Below are 11,315 nucleotides of genomic sequence, written 5' to 3' on the forward strand. Positions count from 1 at the left end.
TTGCGATGTCGTGCAATTTGCCGAAGGCGATCTGTTATCGCCTGGAAACAAGGATCTGAGGGAGTCTCAATGAAAAATCTAGCTGGCCGCATCGTCCTGCCGATGCTGTTCATTTTGCCTGCGGCGGGCTGCGCGTCGATCGTGGATGGTACCAACCAGGTTCTTTCGGTCCAGACCCAGGCGAACGGCGAGTCCGTGGCGGGGGCCGAGTGCGCGCTTACCAGCAACAAGGGCTCGTGGTTCGTCAGGACGCCTGGAACCGTCAGCGTCCATCGCGGCTATGATGCCCTGAACGTCAAATGCACCAAGGCAGGCTACCAGCCCGCGATACAATCCGTCGCCTCGACCACGAAAGGCATGGCGTTCGGCAACCTCCTGTTCGGCGGCATCATCGGTGCGGGTGTCGATATGAGCGATGGCGCGGCCTATAACTATCCGAAGCTGATCACCGTTCCCATGAATCCGGTGCAAACCGCGACGGCATCGCCGGGGTCCAGTTCGGCCAATGGCTCATCCACCCAGCCGGTCGACTGAAGCGGGCGGCTGATCGCGCAACCGAAGCGCCAGCCGGTACAATATCCACGCCGTCGCGCCCCAGATCACGTGATCCGGATGCGGCCAGACCGGAAACTCCCTGGTGTCGCCGTGCCACGTGCCACGGCGCCATTCGGGCAAGGCGGGATCGAGCAGATCCGCGAGGGGGAGCGGAAAAATCGCCGCGACTTCACCCGGAGAGGCCACGAACCGGGGCGCACCGCGGATCAGCCCGATGACGGGCGTGATGTGGAACCCGGTGCCGGTCGCGAATTCATCGAGGCGCCCGAGCAGATCGACCGTGGCGGGGTCGAGGCCGATCTCCTCCCACGCCTCACGCAACGCCGCCGCTTCCGGCGACGCATCGCACGGGTCGACCGTGCCGCCCGGAAGGGCGACCTGCCCCGCATGATGGGCGAGACCGGTCGCCCGCCTCGTCAGCCACACGCCCCGGGCCGGCTCGATCGCCACGAGCACCGCCGCCGCCCGCGTTCCGGACGCGCATGCAACCGAGGCACAGGAGACAGGCCGGTTCAGCCGGTAGCGAATTTCGTCTTCGTTCATGATCGGCAGCGTTGTGGGCGCGCCAGCGGTCAGGATCAATCGTCAGACCGCTTCAGTCACCACAGGGTGACAATTCGCCGAGAGAGAAAAACACCCCCTGGCTCCACACGCCGAGCACGTTCTTGCCGAATTTGATCCCCGGCTCGGCGAGCGCGACCAGCTCGTAATAGACCGACCGGCTGATCCGCGCCTCGATCGGAAACATCCCGTCGCCGTTGCGTACCAGCAGATAAGGAGTCGGCTCGCAGGTCAGCATGTCATGCGCGATGCGGAGCGGATGCTCGGCTCCGGCGGCGATGGTCTGATCGGTGTTGATCCGGAAATTCAGGACCTGATCGCGGCCGACCCCGACCCAATCGACCTCGACCGCGACGAACGGCGCATCCTCGACATCGATCCGCCCGCGTTCGGCGGGGGTTTCCAATAGAAACTGCCCTTCCGCATCGCGCTTGAGCACGCTCGCGAACAGGCAAACCATCGATTTCCGCCCGATCGGCGATCCCCGGTAGAGCCATGTCCCGTCGCGGCGGATCAGAAACGGCAGATCGCCGCAATCGACCGGCGTTCGCTTGCCGCGTTTGGTGAGCGTATGGTCAGCCCGCATGGGAATCACGCTATCTTCGGCCGTCTTTTCATCAGGCAGCACGGTGCCGAAACGATCGGCGGAATTGTCGCGGCCATGGTTCTGGGCCATGCTCATCCTCGTTGGCGGGAGAGACGAACCGTCGGCGCTTCGCTGGAAATCGTTCACAATCCTAGCCTCTATCCTTCGACCTGATCGTTCATACATGCTGATATAGGCAGGCGGACCCTCAGGTAAAACTACAAGGCGATCACAAATGACCAGCATGTTGCAAAAAGATGTCCCTGCCGAAAAGGATCGGGCAGCACCCGGCACCCCTGATACCGCCGTTGATACCGCCGTTCTGGCCCGTTTCGCCGCGACCACCTCACGCCTCGGCGACGCACGCGCCCAGATCCGCCGCGTGATCCTCGGGCAGGACGAGGTGATCGACCAGTGCCTCGCCGCCATCCTTGCCGGGGGACACGCGCTGATCGTCGGCGTGCCCGGTCTCGGCAAGACCAGGCTGGTCGAAACCCTCGCCGCCGCCCTTGGCCTCGCCAGCCGCCGAATCCAGTGCACCCCGGACCTGATGCCCGGCGATATCCTCGGCAGCGAGGTCCTGGAAACCGACGCCACCGGGAGCCGCAGCTTCCGGTTCATCGAAGGGCCGGTCTTCACCGAATTGCTGATGGCCGATGAAATCAACCGCGCCTCGCCGCGCACCCAGTCCGCGCTGCTTCAGGCCATGGCCGAAAACCGCGTCGCGGTCGCCGGGTTGAACCGCGCGCTGCCCTCGCCCTTTCACGTGCTCGCCACCCAGAACCCGCTCGAACAGGAAGGCACCTACCCGTTGCCGGAGGCGCAGCTCGACCGGTTCCTGTTCGAAATCCGGATCGATTATCCCGCCCTGGCCGATGAGCGGGCGATGCTGCTCGCCACCACCGGCACCGCCGAGGCCGCGATTCGCGCAACGCTCGACCCCGCCACCCTGCGCGACGCCCAGCTTCTGGTTCGCGCCATGCCGGTCGGTGAAAGCGTGCTCGAAGCGATCCTGCGCCTGGTGCGCGGCGCGCGCCCGGAAACCGCCATCCTGCCCGAATTGCGCGACGCTCTGGTCTGGGGACCGGGGCCGCGCGCGGCGCAATCGCTGATGCTCGCCTGCCGCGCCCGCGCCCTGCTCGATGGCCGCGAGGCCCCGAGCCTCGATGATATCGCCGCCCTCGCTGCGCCGGTGCTCCGCCATCGGATGGGCCTGTCCTTCACGGCACGGGCCGAAGGTGCCGATCTCGAAACCCTGATCGGCCGGGTGGTGACCAGAGCGCTTGGCTGACCGATCCCCCGCCGCTACCCGAAAGCGCGTCGCCGCCGCCGAGGCTCTCGCCGCGCGGCTGCCCGGCCTGCTGCTCGCCGCGCAACGCCTCGCCGCCGGGGCGGCGTCGGGCCGCCATGGCCGCCGCCGCGCCGGATCGGGCGAGCAGTTCTGGCAATACCGCGATCTGCGGGATGGCGATGCGCCGCGCAGCATCGACTGGCGGCGCAGCGCCCGGGGCGAACGGCTCTATATCCGCGAGCGGGAATGGGAAGCGGTCGAGACCCTGGTGATCGACGTGGATGACCACCCCGGCATGGAATTCGCATCGAAACCCGGGCGCGAGACCAAGCACGACCGCGCCCTGATCCTCGCTCTGGCCCTCGCCGCCCTTGCGCTCGACGGCGGCGAGCGGATCGCCTTGTTCGGGCGCACCCCGTCCCTCGCCGGTCCGGGCGCGCTCGACCGCCTCGCCGCCGGGTTCCTGCTCCCGCCGACCGCCACGCCCTGCACCGGCCGCCTCGCCGTGATCGGCGATTGGCTCGATCCACCCGAAGATATCCGCGCCAGCCTCGCCGCGCGCGGTGCCGCAACGCGGGGCGGCGTGCTGGTTCAGGTGCTCGATGGCGCGGAGTGCGATTTTCCGTTCCATGGCCGCGTGCTGTTCGAGCAGCCGGGGGGTGCCGCGCGCGAGGATGTCGCGCGCGCCGAAGAGGTCGCCGCCGCCTATCGCGACCGGATTGCCGCCCAGCGCGCCATGGTCGCCGCCGCCGCCGAGGCGGTCGGGCTGGTCCCTCTGTTTCACCGCACCGATGCGCCGCCCGGCCCGGCCCTCGCCGCGATCCGCGCCGCGCTGGACCCGCGCGGATGATCGGGCCGCTCAGCTTCGCCGCACCCGCGATCCTTACCGGGCTGGCCCTGCTGCCCGCGCTCTATTTCATGCTGCGCGCGACCCCGCCCGCGCCGCGCCGTCAGGTCTTCCCGCCGCTGCGCCTGCTCCACGATATCCTGCCCACCGAGCGCAGCCCGGTGCGGATGCCGTGGTGGCTGCTGCTCCTGCGCCTGCTCGCCGCCGCCCTCGTCATCATCGGTTTCGCCGGTCCCGAAATCGTGCCGCCGCCGCTGCTCCCCGGTCATGGCCCGATCCTGCTCGCGATCGACAATGGCTGGGGTGCCGCGCAGGATTTCCCGGCACGACTGACCGCCGCGCGGCATCTGGTCGATCAGGCCGGCACGCGCGGCGTGGTGCTGCTCCCGACCGCCGCAACCGCAACCGGCCAGCAGCCGCGCGCCAGCGATGTGCTCACCCGTGCCGCCGCACTCGCCGCGCTCGGTGCGCTTCACGCCGAACCCTGGCCGTCGGACCGCGCCGCCGATACCCGGGCGATCGACGCCATCCGCCGGCATATCGCCGATCTTACCGGCGTCTACCTGACCGATGGCCTCGCGGAACCCGGATCGGCGTCCTTCGTGGCCGCGCTCGCACCGGCACGGCTGATCACCGGCGATACCGCCGACCTCCGCCTGCTCGCGCCCCCGCATCTCGCGGCGAACGGCGCGCTGGTCGCAACCGTCCTGACCCTGCCGCATCCGGGCCGCATCGACCAGCCGGTGCTCGCCGAAACCGCCTCCGGCGTGGCGCTCGCGCGCGCCACGGTAAAAATCGGGCCGGGCCGGGCCCAGGGTTCGGCATCCTTCGATCTGCCGGTCGCCCTCGCCGGCAAGATCGCCCGGTTGGCCCTGCCCGGCATGGCGGCACCCGGCGGCGTCGCGCTGCTCGACGGTGCCACAAGCCGCGTCGTGGTCGGGCTGGTTTCGGGCGGCACCGCCAACCCCGAGCAGCGCCTGCTCGGCACACTCTATTACGTGCGCCGCGCCTTGCCGCCCGGCACCACGATCCGCACCGGCTCGCTGGACGATCTGATCGCCTCGGGTGCCAACGCCCTCATCATGGCCGATCTGCCGCTCAACCCGGCGGACATCGCCCGCCTCCATCATTTCATGGCCGCAGGCGGCGTCGCGATCCGCTTCGCCGGGCCGCTCACCGCCGCCACAAAGGACGCGCTGACGCCCGATCCGCTGCTGCCGGGGGTTCGCGCGCTCGGCAGCGCGCTGGCGGCGGGCAAGCCCGAAGCCATCGCGGCGTTCGACCGGGGATCGCCGCTGGCCGGCCTGCCGCTTCCGGCATCGGCGACGGTCTCCCGCCAGATCCTGGTCAACCCCGCCACGCTCGACCCCGCCACCGTCTGGGCCCGCCTGTCGGACGGCACCCCGATCGTGATCGGCGCGCGGCAGGGGCGCGGCATGCTGGTCTCCATCCTCACCACCGCCAACGCCGCCTGGTCGACCTGGCCGATCAGCGCCGATTTCCCGGCCCTGATCGACCGGCTGGTTCATCTCGGCAAAGGGGCCGTACCGAAATCGGGGCGACTCCACGCCATCCGGGTGCTCGATGGCTCGGGCGCGCTGGTCCTGCCTGGGTCGGGGGTGCGCCCGCTGGAGGCGAGCGGATTTGCCCATGCCCTGATCTCACCTGCCCATCCGCCGGGATTGTGGGGCGATGCGCACGGCACCATCGCCCTTAATCTGGGCGATCACGTCCCTCCCCTCGCCCGCGCGCCTCTCCCGGCGGGCGTGCCGGTCACCAACCTCGACTCGATCCCCCGCGCCCGCAGGTTCGGCCCGGATATTCTCGGCTTGGCGCTCGCCCTGCTGATCGCGGATGCCGCCATCACGCTCCTGCTGCGCGGGGCGATCCGCCTGCGCGGCGCGGCCCTGCTGCTCGCGGGCCTCATGTGGTTCGTAATGCCGCCGCCCGCCCACGCCCAGAGTAACGACGCGCATAACAGCGCGCACGATGTCCCGCCCGGCGCCCTCGCGCCCATGCTCGCCTACGTCCGCACCGGCGATGCCAACACCGATGCAATCAGCCGCGCCGGTCTCGCCGCGATCTCGGATCAGGTCGATCAGGAAACCGCCGCCCATCTCGCCGCCCCACGCGGCGTCACGCCGGGGATCGACAACCTCAACCTCTACCCGCTGCTCTACTGGCCGATCACCGCGACCACCACGCCCCCCGGCAAGCCCGCCTGCCACGCGCTCGATGCCTTCATGGCCGGGGGCGGGTTGCTGGTGATCGACACCGATGGCGGCGGCAGCGACCTGCCCGGCTCCGGGGCCGGGTTCGATCCCGGCGCCACCGCCGCCCTGCGCCGCGCCACCGCCTGCCTCGCGATTCCGCCGCTCGAACGCCTGACCGACCGCGACACCCTCGCCCACACCTTCTTTCTGAACCGCAGCTTTCCCGGCCGGTTCGACGGTGCGCCGGTCTATATCGCGGCCAAAGGCGCGCGCGATGCCGACGGGGTGAGCCCGGTGGTGATCGGCTCGAACGACTGGGCCGGAGCCTGGGCGCTCGATGGCGCGGGCATGCCGATGCGCGCCCTGCTGCCCGGCTCCCCCGGCCAGCGTCAGGCGGCCAACTGGTTCGGCGTCAACCTCGTGATGTACGCGCTCACCGGCACCTATAAATCCGATCAGGTCCAGATCCCCGCAATCCTGCGGCGGCTCGCGCAATGACCGGCCTGCCGCTGATTTTTACGCCGCTGCTCCCGGTGCCCGTCCTGATCGCGCTCGGACTCCTCGCTCTGGTGATCGTCCTGACCGGGCTGATCCGCCGCGCGCGGGGGGCAATTCTGCGCGCGCTCGGATTCATCCTGCTGCTCGCCGTGCTCGCCGGCCCGCGCTGGCAGATCCGCACCACCACACCGCTGCCCGACATCGTGGTGATCCTGCGCGATAAATCCCCCTCGATGGCGATCGGTCATCGCACCCGCCTCGCCGATGCCGCGTTCCACCACCTCGTGCGCACCCTGCCGCCCGCCACGAGGCTGCGCGTCGTCACCGTGACCGGTGCCGCCAATGACGGCACCCCGCTCTTCGCCGCCCTGCACGACGCCCTCGCCGCCATCCCGCCCGATCGCCTCGCCGGGATCGTCGCGATCACCGATGGCGAAGCGACCGACGCCCCCATCCCGATCCCGCCGGGTGTTCCGGTCTCGGCCCTGCTCGCGGCGCGCGGCAACCAGACCGACCGCGCCCTCACCCTGATTTCCGCCCCGCGCTACGGCCTCGTCGGCCATCACGCCGACCTCCGGTTCATCATCCGCGATCACGGGGTGGACGATCGCGGCACCAAAGTCCCGGTCACCATCACGGTCGACGGCAAAACCGCATCGCGCGTCATGGCGCCGGTCGGCACGCCCATGAACGTCAAGCTCCGGATCGCCCATGCCGGAACCTCGGTCGTCGCGGTCGCGGCGCAGCCGCTTCCCGGCGAGGTTTCTGTCGCCAACGATCAGGCGGTGTTCGATCTCGCCGGGGTCCGCCGCCGCCTCACGGTGCTGCTGATCGCCGGCGCGCCCAACCCCGGCCTGCGCACCTGGCGCCTGCTGCTCAAGGCCGATCCCGCCGTGCGCCTGGTGAATTTCACCATCCTGCGCCTGCCCACCGAGCCGCTCGCCGCCCCGGTCCACGACATGTCGCTGATCCCGTTTCCGGTGAACCAGCTGTTCGGGCGTGACCTCGGCAAGTTCGACCTGATCATTCTCGACCAGTTCGCCAATGACGACCTGCTGCTGCCGCCCTACCTCGCCAACATCACGGGCCATGTCCGCGCCGGGGGAGCGCTGCTCATCGAGGCCGGGTCCGAATTCGAAACGATCGATTCGCTCGACCGCTCGCCCCTTGAGCCGATCCTGCCCGCGCGCCCCTACGGTGCCGGCACCGTTACCGGCCGCTTCACCCCCACCCTGACCCGCGAGGGGCAGCGCGATCCGGTCACCGCACCGCTCGCGCACGACCACCCCGGCCCGTGGTACCGCTACGAGAGCGTGCAGCAGACCGCCGGGGTCAGCCTGCTGCGCACATCGGGACCGGCCAAAGCCCCGCTGCTGATCCTCGCCCATGCCGGGAAAGGCCGCGTCGCCCTGCTGCTGTCCGATCAGTTCTGGCTCTGGGCGCGCGGCGCGCTGGCCGGCGACACATCGATGGCCGGACCCGCCGAACCCCTGCTCCGCCGCACCGTCCACTGGCTGCTCGGCGAACCCTCGCTCGACGCCCGCCAACTCACCGCCCATTTCAAGGGCACCACCCTCACCATCGAACGCCGCTCGCTGCACGGCGGACCGCCCGGTCAGGCAACGATCGTCGATCCCGCCGGAGCCACCACCAAAATCGCGCTCCACCACGCCGGACCGGGGCGCTACACCGCAACCCTGCCCGCCCCGGCCCCCGGCGTCTGGCAGGTCAAGGCCAGGGGCATGACCGCCTATGCCGGTGCCGCCAATGACGACCCCGCCGAACAGGCCGACCTCGCCGCGACCGACCGGATATTCGCCCCCCTCGCCGACCGGTCCGGCGGCAGGATCGTCTGGCTCGGCCATACGCCGCAACCCGGCTGGTCCGGCCTGCTGCACCGCCGCCACGCCGCCCTGGTCACCGGTGCGCGCGACATCCCGGTGCCGCCCGCGATTCCCGCCGCCTTGCTGGCGGCGCTGCTGCTGGTGGCGGGGTGGTGGCGGGAGCGGGGATAGGAAGGAAGCGCTTCTTTTTTGTAAAAAAGAAGCAAAAAACTTTTTTATTCTGGGGCATGGACCTTTTCAGCAGCACAGTCCCAATGGAACGAAAGTTTTTTTGCTTCTTTTTTTACAAAAAAAGAAGTACTTCCCTCCCCTTTACTTAACCGCCCGCACCATCGCCGCCGCCAACGCCGCCGCCGTGCAGGCGTAGCCATGATCGTTCATATGCAGCCCGTCTTTGGCCAGAAACCCATCGAGCGGCGCGCCGGTCCGCGCCCAGCCGCGCATCAGCGCATCGCGCGAGAACAGGCTGACGCCCGATTGCCGGGCGAGCCGTGCCAACGCCGCATTGATCCGCGCATTGTCGGGCGAGGCGAGCAGCCGCGCCGAGCGCTGGTTGTCCATCAGGATCACATCGGCATGCGCGCCCCGCAGCGTCCGCAGCCCTTTGCGGACCAGCGCACTGAAATGCCCGATGCTTTCCGCCCGCGCCGCCGCATTCGCGCCGACCTGCCAGATCACCACGGCAGGCCGCAGGGCCAGCACGTCGCTTGCCATCCGCGCATCTTCCCGCCCGGCATCCTCGCCGCCGATGCCGCGATTGATCACGCTGATCTCGGCATCCGGCAGCAGTGCCGCCAGATCGTCCTGCAATTCCGCAGGATAGGAATCCGCGATGTCGCGCGCCATCGCCCCCCAGGTCGAGGACGATCCGAGCGCCGCAATCACCACCGGCGCGCCCGATTTCAACGCGGCCCTGAGATGCGGCAGAACCAGATGCTGCACCGGCACGACCGGACACGCTGGCTGAGCCGCCAAAGCCCCCCCGGGGATCAGAGCGAATAGGAACAGGAGCCTAAGCAACCGCCGGTTTTGCATCTTTCACCTTGTACCACGCGCCGATCGCGGCAACGCCCCACAGAGCGCCGAGACCGGCCAGATTGACGATCACCTGCATCATCCACCCCTTGTCGATCCCGAGCGCGACCCGCCCGGCGAACGACAACAGAATGCTGGCGCAATACGTATTCAGCCCATGCTGCCCGATCAGCACGAAAATCGAGCCGATCCGCGATTCGATGAACGCCGCCCCCGCCGGCACATAGCGCGAGGCAAGCCACGCCAGCGCAAGGATCGAGGCCAGCCGGTAGGGATGCAGCCCCGATTTGTCGATGCCCCGGATCAACGGATCGATCAGCGGCGGCACATGGCGCGCGAGCGAGGGTTCCAGCCAGGTCGTCAACAGGATCAGAAATCCCACCACCAACAGCACCACGGCCACGATGTCGGTCGCGATCAACGGCAGCGCCGGGCGGCCATACCGCGAGAACAACATGCCAAGCACGAACAGCAACTGCCATGTCAGCGGGTTGAAGAACCAGCCATGCCCGCCATAGGTCGGTAAATTCCACCCGAACTGCCGCGCCGCCGCATACAACGCGAAACTCAGCCCCAGCAGCACCCAGGGCCGGCGCAACAGACCGACAAACGGCGCCACCCCGCCCATGATCACAACATACAACGGCAGCACGTTCAGAAACGAGGGCTGATACAGCATCGGCACCACCTGCACCAACGCCGCCAGCGGCGTCTGCCGCAAATGATCGAACCCGATATTGCCGATGTAATCCGGCCGGTCGAACCAATGCGAAGCCGCAATCACCTCCGCGCCGAACACCACGAACAGGAATATATGCGCAATATACAGCGTCCATGTCCGCTTCCACATATCCGCAGCAGCATGGACCGGCCCCGCCCGGTCCAGCTTGCGCCCATACACCAGGGCCGCCGCATACCCCGCCAGCAGAATGAAAATCTCGGTCGCATCGTTCAGCGCCAGATTGCGCACGGTAAACCGCGCCAGCGTATCATGCGGAATGTGATCGAGAAAAATGCAGAACAACGCGATACCGCGGAAAAAATCGACCCGCAGATCCCGCCCGCCGCGTACCAGCCTCATCGGGCAGAGGTCATTCGGCGGATCGCCGCGCCGACATCGCCATCGCCAGCGTGCCCTCGTCGAGAATCTCGATGCTCCCCCCCACCGGCACACCCTGCGCCAGCCGCGTGACCGCAATCCCGCGCCCCGCCAGCCGCTCCGCCAGATAATGCGCGGTCGATTGACCATCCACCGTCGCGGGCAACGCCAGAACAACCTCGCGCACCGAACCATCAATCCGCGCCAGCAACCGCCCCACCCCCAACTCCTCCGGCCCGCGCCCGCCAATCGCCGATAACAACCCACCCAACACATGATACCGGCCCCGATACACCGAAGCCCGCTCCAACGCCCATTGATCCGCCACCGACTCCACCACGCAAATCATCGGCTCCCGCGCCGCATCGCCACACACCGAACACGGATCGACACTGTCCAGCCCGCCACACACCGAACAAACCACCACACGCTGCGCCGCCGCCGACAACGCCGCCATCAACGGCATCAACCGACCCTCACGCTCACTCAATAACCGCAACACAATCCGCCGCGCACTCCGCGGCCCCAACCCCGGCAACCGCGCCACCTGCGCCACCAAACCCTCGATCTCAGGGCCCATCATGGGAGGCGTCGGCAAAGCCGGGGCGCGGCCCCGGACCCCGGCAAGGGGCTCTGCCCCTTGCATCCCCGCCAAAGACTTAGTCTTTGGAATCCATTGGTTCGGGTGAGTGGCCGGAGGGTATGCGCCGGCCACGGTCCTCGCGCCCGCGCGATGGTCCTGCGTCCGGCGCATACCCTCCGGCCCCTCACCCGAAAAAACCGGGT

The 11,315-nt window shown here is 68.7% G+C and carries 10 protein-coding genes; 5 read left to right on the forward strand and 5 right to left on the reverse strand.

All coding sequences use genetic code 11. The features are described from left to right. Window positions 1–69: 69 nt before the first annotated feature. A complete protein-coding gene (locus tag SIL87_RS12670; protein ID WP_319614535.1) occupies window positions 70–534 on the forward strand; it encodes a hypothetical protein in 465 nt (154 codons plus the stop codon). Here the strand turns inward: SIL87_RS12670 and SIL87_RS12675 are convergent. Beyond that, window positions 511–1,098: an NUDIX hydrolase gene (locus SIL87_RS12675; RefSeq protein ID WP_319614536.1), complete on the reverse strand. Its 588-nt coding sequence runs from the start codon at window positions 1,096–1,098 to the stop codon at window positions 511–513. The genes SIL87_RS12670 and SIL87_RS12675 overlap by 24 nt on opposite strands. Window positions 1,099–1,150: 52 nt before the next feature. Then, on the reverse strand, window positions 1,151–1,702 hold the full coding sequence (locus SIL87_RS12680; protein ID WP_319615978.1) for a DUF1285 domain-containing protein: 552 nt from the start codon (window positions 1,700–1,702) through the stop codon (window positions 1,151–1,153). 235 nt (window positions 1,703–1,937) lie between these two features. Between SIL87_RS12680 and SIL87_RS12685 the strand changes: the two genes are divergently transcribed. From SIL87_RS12685 to SIL87_RS12700, 4 genes are read left to right on the forward strand one after another with little or no spacing between them, the layout of a single operon-like run. After that, window positions 1,938–2,993: an AAA family ATPase gene (locus tag SIL87_RS12685; protein WP_319614537.1), complete on the forward strand. Its 1,056-nt coding sequence runs from the start codon at window positions 1,938–1,940 to the stop codon at window positions 2,991–2,993. Next, on the forward strand, window positions 2,986–3,843 hold the full coding sequence (locus SIL87_RS12690) for a DUF58 domain-containing protein (RefSeq protein WP_319614538.1): 858 nt from the start codon (window positions 2,986–2,988) through the stop codon (window positions 3,841–3,843). Before SIL87_RS12685 ends, SIL87_RS12690 begins: the two co-directional genes overlap by 8 nt. Beyond that, window positions 3,840–6,551: a DUF4159 domain-containing protein gene (locus SIL87_RS12695; protein WP_319614539.1), complete on the forward strand. Its 2,712-nt coding sequence runs from the start codon at window positions 3,840–3,842 to the stop codon at window positions 6,549–6,551. The genes SIL87_RS12690 and SIL87_RS12695 overlap by 4 nt, the downstream gene beginning before the upstream one ends. Continuing rightward, window positions 6,548–8,566, forward strand: coding sequence for a hypothetical protein (locus SIL87_RS12700; RefSeq protein WP_319614540.1), 2,019 nt, complete (start codon window positions 6,548–6,550; stop codon window positions 8,564–8,566). Before SIL87_RS12695 ends, SIL87_RS12700 begins: the two co-directional genes overlap by 4 nt. 141 nt (window positions 8,567–8,707) lie before the next feature. On the opposite strand, the gene SIL87_RS12705 is transcribed toward SIL87_RS12700, so the two are convergent. The 3 genes from SIL87_RS12705 to recR are packed head-to-tail and all read right to left on the reverse strand — an operon-like array spanning window position 8,708 to window position 11,112. Beyond that, window positions 8,708–9,370, reverse strand: a complete 663-nt coding sequence (locus SIL87_RS12705; RefSeq protein ID WP_319614541.1) for an SGNH/GDSL hydrolase family protein — start codon at window positions 9,368–9,370, stop codon at window positions 8,708–8,710. 37 nt (window positions 9,371–9,407) lie between these two features. Next, on the reverse strand, window positions 9,408–10,511 hold the full coding sequence (locus tag SIL87_RS12710; RefSeq protein WP_319614542.1) for an OpgC family protein: 1,104 nt from the start codon (window positions 10,509–10,511) through the stop codon (window positions 9,408–9,410). Between the two features lie 10 nt (window positions 10,512–10,521). Further along, on the reverse strand, window positions 10,522–11,112 hold the full coding sequence (gene recR, locus SIL87_RS12715; protein WP_319614543.1) for a recombination mediator RecR: 591 nt from the start codon (window positions 11,110–11,112) through the stop codon (window positions 10,522–10,524). Window positions 11,113–11,315 lie beyond the last annotated feature (203 nt).

Source organism: Acidiphilium acidophilum (genome assembly GCF_033842475.1).
Lineage (GTDB): Bacteria > Pseudomonadota > Alphaproteobacteria > Acetobacterales > Acetobacteraceae > Acidiphilium > Acidiphilium acidophilum.

Excerpts from the sequence above, each read along its gene's own strand:
- SIL87_RS12680 (WP_319615978.1), bottom strand. The coding sequence starts at position 1,702 with ATGCGGGCTGACCATACGCTCACCAAACGCGGCAAGCGAACGCCGGTC.
- SIL87_RS12675 (WP_319614536.1), bottom strand. The coding sequence starts at position 1,098 with ATGAACGAAGACGAAATTCGCTACCGGCTGAACCGGCCTGTCTCCTGT.
- SIL87_RS12685 (WP_319614537.1), top strand. The coding sequence starts at position 1,938 with ATGACCAGCATGTTGCAAAAAGATGTCCCTGCCGAAAAGGATCGGGCA.
- SIL87_RS12670 (WP_319614535.1), top strand. The coding sequence starts at position 70 with ATGAAAAATCTAGCTGGCCGCATCGTCCTGCCGATGCTGTTCATTTTG.
- SIL87_RS12700 (WP_319614540.1), top strand. The coding sequence starts at position 6,548 with ATGACCGGCCTGCCGCTGATTTTTACGCCGCTGCTCCCGGTGCCCGTC.
- SIL87_RS12695 (WP_319614539.1), top strand. The coding sequence starts at position 3,840 with ATGATCGGGCCGCTCAGCTTCGCCGCACCCGCGATCCTTACCGGGCTG.
- SIL87_RS12710 (WP_319614542.1), bottom strand. The coding sequence starts at position 10,511 with ATGAGGCTGGTACGCGGCGGGCGGGATCTGCGGGTCGATTTTTTCCGC.
- recR (WP_319614543.1), bottom strand. The coding sequence starts at position 11,112 with ATGATGGGCCCTGAGATCGAGGGTTTGGTGGCGCAGGTGGCGCGGTTG.